Origin of the sequence: Shewanella sp. GutCb (assembly GCF_002836135.1) — a bacterium.
Taxonomy (GTDB): Bacteria; Pseudomonadota; Gammaproteobacteria; order Enterobacterales; family Shewanellaceae; genus Shewanella.
The window spans coordinates 125,849-142,954 of record NZ_PJBL01000019.1 but is presented as its reverse complement, the minus strand read 5'-3'; the positions used below and the strand labels follow the sequence as shown (position 1 = coordinate 142,954).

The window sequence follows — 17,106 nt, the reverse complement described above, 5'->3', positions numbered from 1 at the left end:
ACATAAAAAGAGACAATATACGGGCTCGTTGGTTTATTATTGAGCTGAAATTGTCAGTCTAGGCTGTAGCGCGGGTTCTTTTTTGAGAAGAGCTCGTCAGCTGGGCCAAGATTGCGCAAATGCTTATCCGTACTATTAGCGCGTTTTTGTGTCTGAATTTTTAGATGTAAAAAGTGTGTATAAGTCGATGCTAAATAGTATGCACTGATCACGATTCTGGTAAGATATTGGCTTACTGTTAAGCAGTATGTGATGTGATACAAATCAATTCTGTTTGATAGCGGTATAATGAAAATTGCTAATTTAAGGTATTAAGATGAACTGTCGCTTAGGTTGTGGTGCTTGCTGCATTGCGCCTTCTATCACGACTCCAATTCCAGGAATGCCTCAGGGTAAGCTGGCAGGAGTTAGGTGCATTCAGTTGAATGATGGTAATTTGTGTAAGCTTTTTGGTAAACCAGAGAGACCTGCTGTTTGTGGTCAATTTACAGCAACGGAAGATGTTTGTGGCGCTAATGATGAAGAAGCTTTATGGCTGATTAGCTCATTGGAACAAGCAACAAACAGCTAGAAAATTTTGTTAGATAGTCAATATATGGATTGGTAAGCAATGCAGTTAACTCGTTACACTGATTTTGGATTGAGAACACTGATGTATCTGGCTTTACATCCAGAGCGTGAGTCGCTTTTTCGTATCTCTGAAGTTACAGATGTTTTTGACTTATCAGCGAACCATATCTCTAAAGTTGTTCATCATCTTGGTAAATTAGGCTACTTAAAAACAGTAAGAGGTAAGAGTGGTGGTTTTAAGTTGGCAAAAGCTGCTAACGAAATCAATATAGGTGAAGTGGTTCGCGCTCTTGAAAACTCCTTGTCTCCTATCGATTGCAGTAAGCCATACTGCTTATTTACGCCTGCTTGCAAATTAAAAAGTGTCCTTTCAGAAGCGGTTAATGCTTATTTAGCAGTGCTTGATGGCTATACGTTAGATATGATTGTAAGTAACAATAAAGAGCTTAAGTCGCTACTACCAGACTTGTCTATTCCAATCTTACAGTAGGCTCTTTAGTTCCTTTATCCTGTGAGGCTACATTGAAAGGTAATAGCTTTGACGCGGGAACTAGGGCGATATTGGCCTCCGCTAAGCGATGAAGATTATTGCTCAAAAAAGCCAACGTTTCAGGGTAGGGGTGAGCAATAATAACAATACTGTCCTGTGTTTCAGCAAGTGTTATCGCCTGTTGAAATTGAAATTCTAACCCGGCATTTGATTTATCATTATCAAGAAAAATAGTCCGCTTTAATAACGGAACTCCCATCTCTTCTGCTATTGCTCCAGCTTGAGTAAATTTGGTTGTCACACTGTCTATAAAATAAATATCCCGCTGTAATAGCGTATCCATTACCCAGTGCATTTGTTCGGTAAGCTGCGTTAACAAGCTGCCCATATGGTTATTAGCGCCAATTGCGAATGGTACACTATCGATAGCGTGTTCTAGCTGCTGTTTAAAATCTTGCTCTGACATAGCGTTCGTTAAAGCACCAGGCCCAATTGTTTTACCATTGAGCGCCTGCATTGGCAGGTGCACTAAAATCTCACTACCTCGTTGGTATGCTTGAGTGGCAACGGCTTTGCCTAAAGGTGTTAGTGGCAACACCGACAGGGTCACATTTGATGGCAGCGCCAGCACGGCCTTATCAGATTGACGATATCCAATGTCGTCAATGATGATGGCAATCCTTGCGGCAAACACATTCGAACTGAATAATAAAAAGCAAAATAATAAGTAGCGCACTGTATTAGTTATTTTTCTGTTTTGATCCAGGCTATTGCTGAGTTAACGAGTTTATCTTCAGCAATATCACCACGGAGTGAATTTGTATTTATTATAGGCATAGTTTGATCACTTGTTACAATGTCTAATGCCACTTTAATGTCGGGTATAATCCCTTTTTCGTGTATATCTCTGCCATTAGGGGTGGTGTATTTGGCAATGGTGAGCTTAATGGCATTGCCTTCGGTAAGCGTAGGGATAAGGCTTTGAACTGTGCCTTTACCAAAGCTTGTTTGACCGATGAGCTTAGCTCTGCCGTTTTCTTGCAGTGCAGCGGCGAGTACCTCAGATGCAGATGCTGATCCTTTATTGATCAGTACCAGCATGGGTACGCTGTTTACCATGGTTTGTGGTGAGGCGTAGTAATCAGAATTTGCGTCAAAGAAACGACCTTCAGTTGCAACAATCCTCCCTTTCTCTAAAAAGATATCTGCGATTTTAATGGCTTGATCGAGTAGACCACCAGGGTTATTTCTAAGGTCAAGAATAAGCCCATTTAGGGGTTTGGCTTGCCATAATGCAAGTTGTTTAACCATATCTTGAGTGGAGTTTTCTTGAAAGCTCGACAGTTTTATATAGCCAATTTGGTTATCTAACAGCTGTGCTTCGACAGAGTTAATGGTGATAAGACTAGGGCTGATGGTTACGCTATAAGTTGTTTCGGAGTTTGCTCTGATAAGCTCTAAATCAATCGCTTGCTTGTCGTAGCTATGTTGTTTGATTTCATTGAGTAGGTTTTCAAGTTTATCTGCGGTAACTAACTGTTGATTTAGCTTTATAACTCTATCTCCCGGCATAATACCTGCCAGTTCAGCGGGCGACTGGGGGAAAGGAGTGACGATTGTTATTTGATCATTATCTGTCGCTATCTCTACGCCAAAGCCATAATATTCACCGTCGTTACTATCTTGGATATTGGCGAATGCTTGTTTATCTAGAAAGCTAGAATAGGGGTCGAGTTTTGCAAAAATACCTTCAATGGCCGCTTCAATGAGTTCTTCTTCGGTGATCTTTGTAACGTAGTAGGTTTCAATTGTATCGATGACATCGAGTAATACGGGATAGTCGATGCGTGTTTTATATTGCTGAGTATGCTCTTGGCCAAATAAAGTGAGTGACAGGCCTAATGCTAAACCCGCGGCGGCAAAACTAAGATTACGGACAACTCCTGACATATTAACCCCTTGTATAAGAAAGGGATTCTATGTCTACCGCTTACAGTACCTCGCCGGATCGACAGCTTGCCCTTTATGTCTTACTTCAAAGTATAGGCCAGACTCGGTCTGTCCACCTGAGCGACCGACCAATGCAATGGGTTCACCTTTGCGAACAGAGTCTCCTGCAGCTTTTAAAAGAGTTTGTGCATGCCCATATAAGCTCATATACCCTTTGCCATGATCGACAACTAAAACCATACCGAAACCGCGTAGCCAGTCAGCATAAATGACTTGTCCGCCAGCAATCGCTTCAATGTTTTTTCCTTCAGCAGCTGAAATCGTCACGCCTTTCCATTTGACTTGGCCTGAACGTTTACTGCCAAAACCTGATTTTATTCGGCCTTTAGTGGGCCATTTTAGTTTTCGTTTACTCGATAACCCATCGAACGCAGGGTTGTTTTTCATCGCCAATAGCGCTTGTTCAACCACTCGTTTTAAACTGGCCTCTTCAATTTGCAGCTGCTCTAATTTTGCACCACTGCTACTAAGCGTTCTTTGTAATTGAGTTAAGGTTTGTTGGCGCTGAGACTGCTCTTGGCTCAAAAGCGTAGCTTGCTGTTGCTGCTCAAGGGCTAACTTGTTTAATCGAGTTTGGTTATCTTTCTGCTGAAGTTGTACTTCATCAAGTTCTACGATGGTGCTTTGAAGCTGTTTTATCGAAGCGATACGGGCATTGTTCAAGTATTGGTAGTAAGCGAGTAAGCGTTCGATACTGGCTGGAGATTGTTGATTAAGCAGCATTTTACTGTAATCATGATTACCGGCTAAGTAAGCGCTAGCAAGTTGATTAGACAATGTTTTTTGCTGGATGTTTTTGAGTTTTTCTAACTGGGTGTATTTAGCGTTAAGCTTAGCCAAAGCCTTATCTATTTTGGTTAAATCTTGTTTGGTTTTATTAACTTTTTTTGCAGCGGCAGCAATAGCTTGCTCATCTTTTTTGAGCAAAGAGATCAAACGTTCTCTCTGTTTATTGGTATTTTTAACGGCTGATTGTTGCTTGTTTATCTGTGTCTGAATCGACTTAAGTTCAGATTGACGACGATCGAGATCAGTCGCATTTACCGATAAGGGAAGTGATATAAAGCCAGCAATAATGCTGGCTTTGATAAAAAGTCGAATGTTCATATTACTCTTTGAGTTTAATTATCGCTCGGCCTGTCATCTCTTTAGGCACTTCTCGTCCCATCAAGGTTAACATAGTCGGCGCTAAATCACTCAAACGTCCGCCTTTTTCTATATCTGCATCACGTCCAACATAAATCAGTGGCACAGGTTCACAGGTGTGAGCGGTATGTGCTTGCCCTGTTGACTCATCCGTCATTTGTTCAGCATTACCGTGGTCGGCTGTAATTAAACACTCACCGCCAACTTTGTCTAGCGCTTCAACAACACGCCCTAAACAGGTATCGACAGCTTCACAGGCCTTGACTGCTGCATCAAAGTTACCGGTGTGGCCAACCATATCGCCATTCGGATAATTACAGATAATCACGTCATACTTGGTTGATTCTATTGCAGCAACGAGTTTGTCTGTGAGTTCTGTTGAACTCATCTCAGGTTGTAGATCATAGGTCGCAATTTTTGGTGATTGGATTAAGATGCGATCTTCGCCTTCGAAAGGCTCCTCTTTACCACCGTTAAAAAAGAAAGTGACGTGAGCGTACTTTTCGGTCTCTGAAATGCGCAACTGTGTCATGTGCTGATCTTGCAAGGTTTCGCCTAAGGTGTTGACCAGATCGGTCGACGGATAAGCGATGACAGCATCAATGCTCGCGGCATATTCCGTTAGCATGACAAAGTGTGCTTTAGGTGTCACAGCACGTTCGAAGCCATCAAAGTCAGCATCCACAAAGCTACGAGTGATTTGGCGGGCACGGTCAGCGCGGAAGTTCATGAAAATGAGCGCGTCATTATCTTCTAGCTTGGCAATGTTACCTTCAGCGTCAGGGATTGCAGTGCTACCGACAAACTCGTCATTTTCATCACGAGCGTAAGCGGCTTTAATACCTTCAACAGCACTTGCTACTTGATGCAAGCCTTTGCCTTCAGTGATTAACTCATAAGCTTGGGATACACGATCCCAGCGGTTGTCTCTATCCATGGCGTAGTAACGACCAATAATGGAAGCCACTTGACCAGTACCTAGGGTTTTAAACATATCTTCGAAATGGGCTAAACCAGCTTCTGCGCTACGAGGCGGAGTATCGCGACCGTCTAAAAAGGCATGTAGATAAACCTTAGTTGCACCGCGTTTAACGGCAAGGCGACACATGGCTTCTATATGATCTTGATGACTATGTACCCCACCTGGCGATAATAGTCCCATGATATGAACGGCACCATTGGCTTTGACTGCCCCATCAACGGCCGCAGTAAGTGCTGGGTTAGTATCGAACTCCCCATCATCAATAGCCTTGCCGATACGGGTTAGTTCTTGATAGACAATACGGCCAGAACCAATATTGATGTGGCCAACTTCGGAGTTGCCCATTTGGCCAGCGGGTAGCCCAACATCGATACCTGAACCGGAAATTAAACTATGTGGATATTGCGCATTAAGCTTGTCGAGAACAGGAGTGTTCGCATGAAAAACAGCATTTTTTTGCGTGTTTTCACGAGAGCCCCATCCATCGAGGATCAGCAATGCCAACGGGCGTTTGTGAGTCGTCATGGTAGTACCTTTAAGTTTGAAAAAATAAGATTAAAATTTTAATTGGTTAAATATTACTACCAATTGGTACTCGGCATAAAGAAATTTACCCAGATTGCGGTTATCGATTTACAAACAGGTGTGATTCAAAGCCAGCTGTCGTGTGCGTTACGTGACTAACATTCTGTATTCTGTCATCGCAATGGTATACTCTGTGCCCTCATTATATTTGGGCCAATTAAAAGTAGGCAGTAAAGCATGCAAGAATATATGGAATTTTTTAAAGCAAACCCGATGTTAAGTTTGGCGTGGGTGGGTTTATTCGTCGGACTTATCGTGATGGTATTTAAGTCTAGCGTATCAAAAGTTAAAAATGTGAATCACCAAGAAGCCACTTTGTTGATGAACAAGCAAGAAGCAACAGTTGTTGATGTACGCGGTAAAGAGGAATTTAAGAAGGGCCATATTGTTGGCGCAATTAATGTTCCATTAGCTGAGATTAAAAATAATCAGCTTGGTACCCTTGAAAACTCAAAAGCCAGTCCCATAATAATGGTATGCAACGCTGGCATGACTTCGTCTCAAGCGGCCCAACTGATGGTTAAGCACGGGTTTGAAAACGTGAATAATTTGAAAGGTGGTATGGGTGAATGGCAGTCAAGTAATTTGCCTGTTTCAAAAAGCAAAAGATAGAAGTGTCGGTGTAGCCATTGCATTATTGTTAAGTAATTGATTAAAGTGTCACGGCTTAACATTAATGGTTACCGGCATTGAATTGAGGGAATACCCTCCAAAAAGCGTCTGTTGACTAAATAAATCAAATACTGGGACAGCCAATTGGGTTATTACCCATAAAGGCAAAACCCTGAGACTGGCTCTTTTGAAGTAGCCTCATTAACATTTTTAAGGTAGGAAATCATGGCTGAAGTAGCAAACAAAGAACAAGAGCAAGGTCCACAATTTAACATTCAACGTGTTTACACAAAAGATATCTCTTTTGAAACACCAAACAGCCCAGCTGTTTTCCAGAAAGAGTGGACGCCAGAAGTTAAGCTAGACCTTGATACTCGTAGCAACAAATTGTCTGACGATGTATATGAAGTTGTTCTTTCTCTAACGGTTACAGCTAAGAACGGCGAAGAAACTGCGTTCCTTTGTGAAGTTCAGCAAGCTGGTATCTTCGCAATTACGGGTCTTACTGAGCAGCAACTTGCTCACTCTTTAGGTGCATATTGCCCTAACGTTCTTTTCCCATATGCTCGTGAAGCAATTGGTAGCCTAGTTAGCCGTGGTACTTTCCCACAACTAAACCTTGCTCCAGTTAACTTTGACGCGCTATTCGCTCAGTACGTTCAACAGCGTCAAGCTGCTGCCGCTGATGCGCCTGCAGAAGAAGCAAACGCTTAATCGCATGGAAAATACTGCCGATATTACGGTACTGGGGGCGGGCTCTTATGGCACCGCCCTTGCCATTTCTTTAGCGAATAATGGCCACAGAACCCTGCTTTGGGGGCATGACCCTAAGCACATCGAAAACCTGAAGAACGACAAGTGTAATCAAGCGTTCTTACCCGGTATTGCGCTTCCCGATCTTCTTATTCCAGAATCTGATTTAGCAACAGCACTTGCTGCTTCCAACAACGTATTAGTTGTTGTACCTAGTCATGTTTTTGGGGACGTGTTAGCGCAAGCTAAGCCGTTTTTACGTAAAGAAGCACGTATTGTATGGGCGACCAAAGGCCTTGAGCCTGAAACTGGTCGGTTGATACAAGATGTGGCGCGTGAAGTACTCGGTGATAATTTCCCACTCGCGGTGTTATCGGGTCCTACTTTTGCTAAAGAGCTTGCTGCAGGAATGCCTACAGCAATATCTATTGCAGGTACAGATCCGCAATTTACTAATGATTTAGTTGAATTGTTGCATAGCCCTAAACGTTTACGCGTTTATGCTAACGATGACTTTATCGGCCTTCAATTGGGCGGTGCGGTTAAGAATGTTATCGCGATTGGTGCAGGACTATCAGATGGTATCGGCTTTGGTGCAAATGCGCGTACCGCATTAATTACCCGTGGTTTAGTTGAATTAACACGTCTCGGTGAAGCTATGGGTGCGCAAGCATCAACCTTTATGGGGATGGCAGGTTTAGGCGATTTAGTGTTGACCTGCACCGACAATCAATCTCGTAATCGTCGTTTCGGTTTAGCGCTTGGTAAAGGCTGTGATGTCGAAGCCGCGCAAGTAGAGATTGGTCAAGTTGTTGAAGGTTACCGCAATACTAAAGAAGTTTACACGCTCGCAAAACGTTTAGGCGTTGAAATGCCGATCACTGAGCAGGTTTACCAAGTATTGTATAAAGGGAAATCACCTCATGATGCAGCTAAAGAGCTGTTAGGTCGTGAGAAAAAGTCCGAAACATCGGACGATTAAAGTCTGTCAGTGACTCGCCATATGAGTGCTGACATTCGGTGATGGTATATCGTGAGAGAAGGGTGCTAAAATAGCGCCCTTTTTTGTGCCTAATATTTATCAATAGGCGAAGTCTTTCTAGGAGTTATTGAGTGGAACATATCGACGTCATTATTATCGGAGCTGGGGCTGCAGGACTTATGTGCGCTGCCACCGCAGGTTACCGTGGCCGCGATGTGCTCGTACTCGATAATGCCAAACAAGCGGGTAAGAAAATTCTTATCAGTGGTGGTGGCCGTTGTAACTTCACCAATCAAAAAGTCGAACCAGCAAATTTTCTCTGTAGTAACAGCCATTTTGTAAAATCGGCACTGGCACGCTACCGCTCATGTGACTTTATCGAGTTGGTTGAGCGCCATGGTATTGAATACCACGAGCGCGATCATGGTCAGCTTTTTTGCGATGACTCTGCCAAAGAGATTGTTAGTATGCTGCTTACCGAGTGTGAGTGGGCCGGCGCTGCTGTAAAGCTGCGCACTGAAATTCGCCAAGTGACTAAAAATGCTGATGGCCTGTTTGAAGTGCACACCGATAAAGCACAGTACACTTGTCAGTCACTGGTCATTGCCACTGGCGGCTTGTCGATGCCTAAACTGGGTGCATCGCCTTATGGATACCACGTCGCCGAACAGTTTGGGCTAAAAGTGTTACCGACCCACGCAGGGTTAGTCCCTTTTACCTGGCATAGCGACCAGAAACAACGCTTCGAGCCACTATCGGGCATTGCGGTACCCACCACTATTACAGCCAAAGACGGTACCCAATTTAGTGAAGCATTACTCTTCACCCATCGCGGCTTATCTGGCCCAGCTATTTTACAGATCTCCAATTATTGGAATCCTGGAGAGGCGATTAGTATTAATTTGCTACCTGGTAAAGATGCCAGATCTGAGATTGAGCAATTGGTCGATAATAGCCCTAAGCAAAGTTTGCGTAATGCGTTGGCATTGTGGCTACCAAAGCGTTTAGTCGAGGCATTATTTGACGAAGCACTGCTTAATAAAGCCCTTAACCAATTAGTCCATGCTGAGCGAGAACAGCTCGCTGTTGATTTAGAAGCTTGGAGCATAGTCATGAATGGCACAGAGGGTTATCGTACGGCAGAGGTGACCTTAGGCGGCGTAGACACTGACGAACTGTCATCAAAGTCGATGGAAGCTAAAAATGTTTCTGGTCTGTACTTTATTGGTGAAGTCATTGATGTAAGTGGTTGGCTAGGCGGGTTTAACTTCCAATGGGCTTGGAGTTCTGGAGTGGCTGCTGGGCAAGCAGTTTAACCCTGTGTAGAGACAATAAAGTTTGCCCGTAAGCACTAAAGTTTGCCCGTAAGAGCATTTTCGGACAATAAAGTTTGCCCGTAGTGGCTTTTGAAACTATATTTTTCCTAAGTAAATCTATTGGGAATTGTTATGGCTCGCGGACGAAAACTTGAATCGCTGAAAGACTTTGAACGAGCATTAAAGAATAATTACGGGATTGGTCAAGGCTCAGATTATAAGCCTTGGCTTAGGACTGTAGATGTAAAGTCCAAAGGTACGCGCTCACTAATCTATGGTAGGAAGTCTCAAAGAGACCACCATATGATGTCTTCAATCGAAAGTGAGCACTTCTACCTCGCTGAGTTTTCAAACCATGTGATTGATATTAGAGAGCAGTTTCCGCTTCTCCCCCTTAATTACACGCAAAAAGTCGCTAAAATACTTGGTGTAGAGCACCCAAAACACCCAATCACTAAAGAGCCTATCATCATGACGACGGATCAGTTGCTTACGATAGACTCCCCTCAAGGTATTATCTACCATGCTATTTCAGTAAAACCTGAAGATGATTCGGATAATTTACGTGTTCTCGAGAAAATAGATATAGAGCGAGTTTGTTGGGAGTTGCTTGAAGTTAAATTTAGTTACTTTACGGGCAATGAATTAACCAGAGTTCAAAGCAGCAACCTTCAGTGGGCTACATCCCCTTTTCGTGAGAATCCGATAAGCTTTTCTTGTGATCAGATCAATTGTGCTCTCTCAGTAGTGGCTTCCGGGCAATACTTTATTGAAGACCTTTGTAACCAGCTAATCTCAAGAAACATAATATCTCATGATGACGCTTTATTATTAATACGTTTTCTCATAGCCGATAAATTTATAGATGTTGATCTATCAACTAACATCCCTGAATCAGGGCTTATTGATATTAAGTACGTAACAGCAAAGCAGGAGACCACTATATATGGAGCTTCCTAGAAATAGCGTTTGGATCGTGAATGATTCGGACTTAGTTGAAGATGGACTCTATCGTTTGTTGGATATCATGCAGGATGTTGAGTCTGTTATTCTGTATTCACTTTCCGATACTTCTACGACGGTAAGGCCTATAGCGGTTTCTCTAGAAGGTTTCATTGAACTTGTTTCCAGCCGCAAAGCTAAAAAAGCACAATATGAGTTGCCAACTTATCTTTTAGTTGATGAAGAAAATATTTCAGATGAGCACATTGGCCGTCGAGACAAAAATTATGACTTAATCAAAGGTGTTATATCAGATAGTACTTTTATTTTTGATTATGCGACCAAAAAGCGTTCACCTCAACTTGCTGAATATGCGAAGAAAATTAATTTCGATCGTAAGTCATTAGCGCGGATACTTACTCTATATTGGCGAAATGGACAGGACAAAATGGCTCTGCTACCCGCATTTTCGAAAAGTGGCGGTTCTGGGCGAGACCGAACTCCAACAACAAAACCATTGGGGGCACCAAAACAACCGAGGACCATAGCTGTTGATCGAGCGGCTAAGTTTATTGTGAATGATGACGATAAAAACAAATTCAAAAAAGCAATAAAGAAGTACTACCTTAAAGAGTCAGGGCTGACGCTAGCAAAAACCTATGACAACTTGCTCAAAGATAGTTACTCAAAAGAGATTAAGTTGGCTGAGGCATGTGGTAGGCCTCCTTTAGTCCCAACTAAAAAACAGTTTAGTTATTGGCGAACAAAATTATTCAATAAAGACCAGATAATTAAACAACGAACCTCAGAGAATGATTACCTCAGAAATAAAAGAGGGGCGCTAGGTAGCATTACAGATCGAAGTTATCTCCCAGGTACTCACTTTGAAATTGATGCAACGGTTGCTGATGTGCATATCGTGTCCGAGTTTGGGTCTCAGTACGTCTTAGGGCGGCCGACGATTTATATCGTTGCAGACAGAGCGAGTCGAATGATAGTTGGTATGCATGTATCGCTTTATCATGCTTCCTGGCGTGCAGCGCGTCAGGCGTTAGCGAATAGTTTCTTACCTAAATCTACCTACTGTAAAAGCTTTGGTGTTGATATTGAAAATTCAGAATGGCCTTGTGCTCACATTCCTAAAGAGTTGGTTTGTGACAATGGCGAAATGATTGGGGTTCAACCCAGAAAAGCACTGACGCCAATGACGCAATTATCATTTACTCCACCATATAGGCCTGACTGTAAAGGTGTGGTAGAAAAGCGATTTGATATTATCAATAAAGAAGTACTTCATGAGTTACTGGGTACAACGAGAGGTGGTCAGGTTATAAGAGGTAGTCGAGATCCTAGAAAAGACGCGATCTATACGCTTAAGGAAGTTACAGCTGAAATAATAAAGGCGGTACTTGAGCATAATCGTTCAATTCTTGATGATTTAGCCTTTTCGAGCCCTTTACTCATTGAAAATGATCTATCACCAACCCCCCTGAATTATTGGAAAATACATCTCAAAAAGCATAGACATGAACTTCAATCAGCTAATAGTGATGAAGTTATAGCTAGATTGCTGCCTTCAGTAGAAGTAAGTATGACACGAAGTGGAATATATTTTAATGGCATGTATTACTCATGCTCAGAAGTTGAAGATCTTAATTTGGCATCTGTCGCTAGGTCATCAGGACGTTGGAGACTAGAAGCGCGTATAGATGAAAATACAACGAATTATATCTATGTTCGCTTAGATAAAAACCGAGAGTTTATTAGGTGTAACTTGTTACCGCGGAGTCGAATGTTGGGTGATAAGTCTATGTATGAGTCGGACTTCATTCAAGACTGGCTCGATACAAAAAAAGAGTTAACACCAATCTCCACGACCTCAATTGACGATCATAAGAATCGCCAGGAAGTAACTCGACAGGCGAAGCACCGAAGTAAAAATGCAGACAAAGTCTCTTTTAGGGATAAAACTAGTAATATTCGTCAGCGTCGACAAGGAGAGCTAGAAGCAACCACAAACATAATTATCCCAGAGTCTGAGGCTTTAATTACTAATGATGTGCCAACTCCTGTATCTACTGATAACAAGGTTATTCCGTTGCCAAAAGGTAGAAAAAGAAGAACCAGTAGAGGTGAGTTATGAGAGTTGAACCTGCTGTATACCAAGATGCAATTTTGCCTGAACATCAAGGTAACCCACTTATTGAAGCGCTTCCCACTAAAAAGGCATGGGTAAGCGTCATGGAAGATTTTAGCAATTATCCTGATTATTCAGAAGAAATAGCTGAGCACCCCGACCCATTAGTTCGGGATGAATATCTAAATCGTATTGAAGAAATCAGGCAACCATTGACTGACTATGAAGCATGTTTTAGAGCGGTAGAAAGAGCTATAAAAAAGGGCTATTCCGCAAAGAATCCGCTCAGCCCTACAACTGCTCAATATTTACATTATTTGGTTGATGAGCGGCCAGATATAGAGCCTCGCACAGGTTTCTTTCGACCTAAAGGAGATGGGCTTACTCTCATAGGTGAAAGTGGCGTGGGAAAAACTTCAATGGTGGAGCAAGTCTTGAGTTACTTTCCGAATGTTATCGAGCATGAGTCATATCGAGGGCAAGTATTAGAGCTTAGGAAGCAAGTTGTCTGGATAAAAGTAGATTGCCCTAGTAACTCAAGCGTAAGGGATTTGTGTGAAGAGATTCTCTCAACGTTAGATTTGACCCTTGATAGAGAAAAAGTAACGCCAGCGGGAACGATAGGCGCTTTAGTTCGACAGCTAGAACAGTGCATGAAATCAAACTTTCTTGGTATGCTGGTTATTGATGAAATGCAGAACCTAAAGTTCAAGCGAACGGGTGGAGAAAATAACCTATTAAGGTTTTTACACCGGTTGATGAATAAACTCGGTGTTCCTCTTTTCTTCGTTGCAAACCCACCGTTTGATCAATCATTAGTTAAAGAGCTAAAAGCTGCTCGTCGAGCTGAAAGCGGCTATCACCACACAATGTCTGTATTGAATAGGGATAGTGCTTCGTGGAATGCGTTTGTCAATCAGCTTTGGCATTATCAATGGGTAAACGTTTATACAGAACTTACAGAAGAACTTAACGATGCGCTTCACGCTCTTTCGGTTGGTAATATTGATATGGCGTGTCGAACATATCGAGAAGCGCAAAGGTTGATTATCGGTGCAGATGATGAACGAATTACTCCTGCAACATTAGCAGCTGGTAATGCCGTTGCTTGTGGACTTTCAAGACAAACAGATGAAGTAAATGAACTTAAAGTAGCAAATGTTTCTTTACCCAAAGGGAAGCAACGAAGTACACGTCTTACGGGGAAAACAGCTGTTAAAACAACAGATAAAACTGGTGATATAACTAAACCACAGCACCCAGAGTTTGCCTCTAAGCTTATTGAGTTAGTTAATGCCGTTGACTTAAAAAGCCGAATTGATGATCCTGATTTGTTCCAACAAGCAGCTGGATTAGAGGATCCTATGCGTTATCTAAGGTCTAGAAATATCGTTCTTGACGATCCACTCTCAGAATTAGCCTATAGTTAATTAATAGGGCTTATCTAAACTGGAGATTCATCATGCAGCTGCCTACAGCACTAGCTGATGAGTCTCTATTTAGCCGCATATGCCGTCATTTAGCTATTTGTGAACTTCCCCTTGAGCAAGCCTTGCAAAAACTTGTGGGCGACGGGAGAGGTGCTATTCATCCTTACCTTACATCCAATTTGCACATTACTGGTCAATTCTCCGAAGAATCGCCAGAAGTACTTCAATCTAATCAAACTCTGCGTCCGTTATTTTCCTATTACTTGCCGCAATATCGAACCATTCTTGAAAATGTAACGACCAATACAAATGACATACTAAGAGCGAGCCAACTTTCTACCTTTCGCGGCAAAGAACGATTATCTGTAAAGCACTGCGCTTTGTGCGCTAAAGATGATGTATATAATTTTGGTGTAGCCTACTGGCACCTAGCTCATCAAATCCCTGGTGTTGAAGCTTGCTCGGTACATCGCACTTGGTTGGTACACAATGAGCTCTTAGATCGTAGCCACGCAAGTGGCGTTTTACTTCCTGATATCAGAGTCGAGCCTATTTATTGTAATGAGCTTGCGAGGGAGTTCTCAAAGTTCTCATTAAATAAAATTAGAAGCTTACAATCTAAGAAACAAAGCGTTGTCACTATTAGTGACACTTACCTTAAAAAGCTCAGCATCAATGGTGGTTTAACACAAAGTGGTCGAGTCAAACGGAAAAAGATAGCTAAGGAGTTGTTTGAAATATCTGAAGAGTTATTTCCCACGCAGTCTGATTTATCACTTAGAACACCTGAAGATTATCGCTTTGTTTCATCCCTGCTTTCTGGTCAATATCCTCAACACCCATTTAAGCACCTCCTATTTGAGTTCTATTTGTCTCGCAGTAAACACGATGATGAACCTGAAACTCGAATCATGAACGTTAATGCCCCTATAAACAAAGAAGACCATTGCTGTGATTTATTGAGATCAGGGTTATCAATGGCAGCGGTAAGCAGAGAAATTGATAAAAGCAGATGCTATGTGAAAAGTATCGCTTTGAAAAACAATATCCCTGTTAACTTAAAGCCCAAGAAAATCACCTTGAATCTCAAGAATTCGATAATTAAATGGGCTAGAAAAGGCTTTCATCGAGATGTTTTAGCTAAGCTCCATGATATTTCTACTGGCAGTGTAGAGCTAATTATCTCTACGACTGCGGGTCTTGTTGAGTGGCGAAAACAATGTAAAGTTGAATCTTTACGGCGTAGATATTGCTGTCAAATAATACGGTTTATTGCTTCTAATCCTAAGGCTTGCCGACAAGAGGTTAAAAGCACTAATGAAGCTGCATTTTATTGGCTGTACATTCATGAACATCAATGGCTTGAAAGTGTACTTCCTGTTGCTACTCAAACACAGCATGTAGGGAGAGTTGATTGGCACCAGCGTGATAAACTATTGGTGGCTAAAATATGTTTAATCATGCAGCAACACCAAAACCAGTTATCAAGAACGCAGCTCGATAAGCTGCTAGGAGGTCATGGTTGGTTAACGAAGAAAAAGCACAAACTGCCTAGAGCATTAATGAAATATCAAAGTTTGCTCAAAGAAAAGCGATAGTAAAGACCTACCTATATTTGTATTCCTTATTATGACTTAGATCATGTCTAATCCGTCTAAACCCTACTCAATCCGATGTACACTTTAAGCTAAACATGTCATATTGCAGCATAGTTTTAATTGAATTTGAGTATGGTTTTTAGATGACCCAAAGATGGCTTTCAGTAGAAGAGATTGCAACTCACCTTGGTGTGAGTAAAGACACCATCTACGCCTGGCGAGAAAAGAAAGGCTTGCCTGCGCATAAGGTTGGTCGATTTTGGAAATTTAAGGTCGATGAGGTAGATAGCTGGGTTAGAAATGGAAGTGCCTCCGAGCCATCTGAGGGGACTTCAAATGAGTAATTCTAAATACAAGTTATCTCTTACGCTAAGGCCTGCGTTAATTCATGAAAGTAGAGTCGTTGCAGAGCAATATACTCAACTTAAAGATTGGCAGTTGGTTCGTGACGAAGTGCTAACGAACAATTTACTACAAGCTCGGACTGAGAGCACATCTAAAACAATATATGGCGAAGTATCTAAGCGTTTAAAGAATTTAACTGATGACGAGCTGTCGTTAATGACCACATCAGATTCTGATGTAAAACACTTAGTTTGGCTAGCTATCTGTCGTCAATACCTGTTCACATATCAATTTGCAGTTGAGGTTTTGTGTGAGCATTTTAGTAAGAGCCGGCTTCACCTTTACCCTGAAGACTATGTCGCATTTTTTAACGCGAAAGCTGAATGGCATAGCAATCTAGACAGCATTACTCAACAGTCAAGATATAAAGCTCAGCAAACTATGTTCAAGATGCTTGCTGAGTGCGGCTTAGTCAATGAAGATAAAGAGATTTTACATCAACACGTCTCTGCGCAACTTCAAGAGCTTATCAAGCAAACTAATGCAGATTTCTTAAGAATATATCCTGGAGATTGCGGCTAAAATGGCAGGGAAATTCAATAGTGTTTTAACTAAAGCAAACTTGAAAGATGCTTATGCACATTTAACAGATGTGCTTTCATGCGATCCATTTCTCAAAATGGAGGGATTAAATGGTGATATTCCGTTCCATATCTGCCCTTTTGATCCTGCGCTTCAAAATGATATCAATTTATTGATTCGACAGATAAAGAACTACCTAATAGATGCTCAGGTAACAGTTCTTGAGATCAACCTGTATGACTTAGTCATAGAAATTGCAAAAGAGGAAGGCGATTGGGAGTGGCTACTAGAAAACGAAGCAACGATGGCAAAGGATGTCTTCAAAGAACAGCTACAGGGCATCATTGATACCAAGCCTGTGCTCATTCCTGCAATTGTTCAAAAAATGGCTGAGGCTGAATTTGACCTGCTATTGATAACTGGTGTTGGCGAGGTTTTTCCATATGTGAGATCTAGCAACCTTTTGGAAAACTTACAAATAAAAGCAAAAGACAAACCAACGCTAATGTTTTATCCAGGTCAATATAAACACTCCGTTGAAAAAGGAACCTCTTTAGTCCTATTTGGGACTTTAGAAGACGACAAATACTATCGCGCATTTAATATCTTAGATCGGGCAATCTGAA

At 41.9% G+C, this 17,106-nt stretch carries 17 protein-coding genes; 13 read left to right on the top strand and 4 right to left on the bottom strand.

What is annotated here, in order from left to right:
* The first annotated feature begins 316 nt into the window (after positions 1-316).
* Both CXF86_RS11815 and CXF86_RS11810 read left to right on the top strand, forming a co-directional pair.
* On the top strand, positions 317-571 hold the full coding sequence (locus CXF86_RS11815) for a YkgJ family cysteine cluster protein (RefSeq protein ID WP_102039077.1): 255 nt from the start codon (positions 317-319) through the stop codon (positions 569-571).
* Between the two features lie 39 nt (positions 572-610).
* Entirely contained in the window at positions 611-1,060 is a 450-nt protein-coding gene (locus CXF86_RS11810; RefSeq protein WP_101092009.1) for an Rrf2 family transcriptional regulator, read from the top strand.
* On the opposite strand, the gene CXF86_RS11805 is transcribed toward CXF86_RS11810, so the two are convergent.
* From CXF86_RS11805 to gpmM, 4 genes are read right to left on the bottom strand one after another with little or no spacing between them, the layout of a single operon-like run.
* Complete coding sequence (locus CXF86_RS11805) at positions 1,041-1,796, bottom strand: divergent polysaccharide deacetylase family protein (RefSeq protein WP_102039076.1); 756 nt, start codon at positions 1,794-1,796, stop codon at positions 1,041-1,043. The genes CXF86_RS11810 and CXF86_RS11805 overlap by 20 nt on opposite strands.
* An 8-nt stretch (positions 1,797-1,804) precedes the next feature.
* Positions 1,805-3,010: a S41 family peptidase gene (locus tag CXF86_RS11800; protein WP_101092007.1), complete on the bottom strand. Its 1,206-nt coding sequence runs from the start codon at positions 3,008-3,010 to the stop codon at positions 1,805-1,807.
* 33 nt (positions 3,011-3,043) lie between these two features.
* Positions 3,044-4,177, bottom strand: coding sequence for a murein hydrolase activator EnvC family protein (locus CXF86_RS11795; RefSeq protein WP_101092006.1), 1,134 nt, complete (start codon positions 4,175-4,177; stop codon positions 3,044-3,046).
* A 1-nt stretch (position 4,178) separates the two neighbouring features.
* Complete coding sequence (gpmM, locus tag CXF86_RS11790) at positions 4,179-5,723, bottom strand: 2,3-bisphosphoglycerate-independent phosphoglycerate mutase (RefSeq protein WP_102039075.1); 1,545 nt, start codon at positions 5,721-5,723, stop codon at positions 4,179-4,181.
* A 237-nt stretch (positions 5,724-5,960) separates the two neighbouring features.
* Here gpmM and CXF86_RS11785 point away from each other — a divergent pair, with 237 nt between their 5' ends.
* From CXF86_RS11785 to CXF86_RS11735, 11 genes are all read left to right on the top strand, one after another.
* A complete protein-coding gene (locus tag CXF86_RS11785) occupies positions 5,961-6,395 on the top strand; it encodes a rhodanese-like domain-containing protein (protein ID WP_101092004.1) in 435 nt (144 codons plus the stop codon).
* 225 nt (positions 6,396-6,620) lie between these two features.
* On the top strand, positions 6,621-7,109 hold the full coding sequence (gene secB, locus CXF86_RS11780; RefSeq protein WP_101092003.1) for a protein-export chaperone SecB: 489 nt from the start codon (positions 6,621-6,623) through the stop codon (positions 7,107-7,109).
* Positions 7,110-7,113: 4 nt separating this feature from the next.
* Positions 7,114-8,130: an NAD(P)H-dependent glycerol-3-phosphate dehydrogenase gene (gpsA, locus tag CXF86_RS11775; RefSeq protein WP_101092002.1), complete on the top strand. Its 1,017-nt coding sequence runs from the start codon at positions 7,114-7,116 to the stop codon at positions 8,128-8,130.
* Between the two features lie 131 nt (positions 8,131-8,261).
* The gene (locus CXF86_RS11770; RefSeq protein ID WP_102039074.1) at positions 8,262-9,446 is read left to right on the top strand and encodes a BaiN/RdsA family NAD(P)/FAD-dependent oxidoreductase; all 1,185 of its coding nucleotides are present in this window, start codon (positions 8,262-8,264) and stop codon (positions 9,444-9,446) included.
* 132 nt (positions 9,447-9,578) lie between these two features.
* Complete coding sequence (locus CXF86_RS11765) at positions 9,579-10,406, top strand: TnsA endonuclease N-terminal domain-containing protein (protein WP_102039073.1); 828 nt, start codon at positions 9,579-9,581, stop codon at positions 10,404-10,406.
* A complete protein-coding gene (locus CXF86_RS11760) occupies positions 10,393-12,531 on the top strand; it encodes a DDE-type integrase/transposase/recombinase (RefSeq protein ID WP_102039072.1) in 2,139 nt (712 codons plus the stop codon). Before CXF86_RS11765 ends, CXF86_RS11760 begins: the two co-directional genes overlap by 14 nt.
* Positions 12,528-13,955 carry an ATP-binding protein gene (locus tag CXF86_RS11755; RefSeq protein WP_102039071.1) on the top strand — a complete coding sequence of 476 codons (1,428 nt, stop codon included), beginning with the start codon at positions 12,528-12,530 and terminating at the stop codon, positions 13,953-13,955. The genes CXF86_RS11760 and CXF86_RS11755 overlap by 4 nt, the downstream gene beginning before the upstream one ends.
* 32 nt (positions 13,956-13,987) lie before the next feature.
* Complete coding sequence (locus CXF86_RS11750) at positions 13,988-15,553, top strand: TnsD family Tn7-like transposition protein (protein ID WP_102039070.1); 1,566 nt, start codon at positions 13,988-13,990, stop codon at positions 15,551-15,553.
* Between the two features lie 143 nt (positions 15,554-15,696).
* Positions 15,697-15,897 carry a helix-turn-helix domain-containing protein gene (locus CXF86_RS11745; protein ID WP_006647491.1) on the top strand — a complete coding sequence of 67 codons (201 nt, stop codon included), beginning with the start codon at positions 15,697-15,699 and terminating at the stop codon, positions 15,895-15,897.
* Positions 15,890-16,480 (top strand): DUF1819 family protein, encoded by a 591-nt coding sequence (locus tag CXF86_RS11740; RefSeq protein ID WP_102039069.1) that lies wholly within the window; start codon positions 15,890-15,892, stop codon positions 16,478-16,480. The genes CXF86_RS11745 and CXF86_RS11740 overlap by 8 nt, the downstream gene beginning before the upstream one ends.
* Before the next feature lies 1 nt (position 16,481).
* Positions 16,482-17,105 carry a DUF1788 domain-containing protein gene (locus CXF86_RS11735; RefSeq protein WP_102039068.1) on the top strand — a complete coding sequence of 208 codons (624 nt, stop codon included), beginning with the start codon at positions 16,482-16,484 and terminating at the stop codon, positions 17,103-17,105.
* The last annotated feature ends 1 nt before the right edge of the window (position 17,106 follow it).

Coding starts and splice junctions, on each gene's coding strand:
- CXF86_RS11815 (WP_102039077.1), top strand. CDS start 317: ATGAACTGTCGCTTAGGTTGTGGTGCTTGCTGCATTGCGCCTTCTATC.
- CXF86_RS11810 (WP_101092009.1), top strand. CDS start 611: ATGCAGTTAACTCGTTACACTGATTTTGGATTGAGAACACTGATGTAT.
- CXF86_RS11800 (WP_101092007.1), bottom strand. CDS start 3,010: ATGTCAGGAGTTGTCCGTAATCTTAGTTTTGCCGCCGCGGGTTTAGCA.
- CXF86_RS11795 (WP_101092006.1), bottom strand. CDS start 4,177: ATGAACATTCGACTTTTTATCAAAGCCAGCATTATTGCTGGCTTTATA.
- gpmM (WP_102039075.1), bottom strand. CDS start 5,723: ATGACGACTCACAAACGCCCGTTGGCATTGCTGATCCTCGATGGATGG.
- CXF86_RS11785 (WP_101092004.1), top strand. CDS start 5,961: ATGCAAGAATATATGGAATTTTTTAAAGCAAACCCGATGTTAAGTTTG.
- secB (WP_101092003.1), top strand. CDS start 6,621: ATGGCTGAAGTAGCAAACAAAGAACAAGAGCAAGGTCCACAATTTAAC.
- gpsA (WP_101092002.1), top strand. CDS start 7,114: ATGGAAAATACTGCCGATATTACGGTACTGGGGGCGGGCTCTTATGGC.
- CXF86_RS11765 (WP_102039073.1), top strand. CDS start 9,579: ATGGCTCGCGGACGAAAACTTGAATCGCTGAAAGACTTTGAACGAGCA.
- CXF86_RS11760 (WP_102039072.1), top strand. CDS start 10,393: ATGGAGCTTCCTAGAAATAGCGTTTGGATCGTGAATGATTCGGACTTA.
- CXF86_RS11755 (WP_102039071.1), top strand. CDS start 12,528: ATGAGAGTTGAACCTGCTGTATACCAAGATGCAATTTTGCCTGAACAT.
- CXF86_RS11750 (WP_102039070.1), top strand. CDS start 13,988: ATGCAGCTGCCTACAGCACTAGCTGATGAGTCTCTATTTAGCCGCATA.
- CXF86_RS11745 (WP_006647491.1), top strand. CDS start 15,697: ATGACCCAAAGATGGCTTTCAGTAGAAGAGATTGCAACTCACCTTGGT.
- CXF86_RS11740 (WP_102039069.1), top strand. CDS start 15,890: ATGAGTAATTCTAAATACAAGTTATCTCTTACGCTAAGGCCTGCGTTA.
- CXF86_RS11735 (WP_102039068.1), top strand. CDS start 16,482: ATGGCAGGGAAATTCAATAGTGTTTTAACTAAAGCAAACTTGAAAGAT.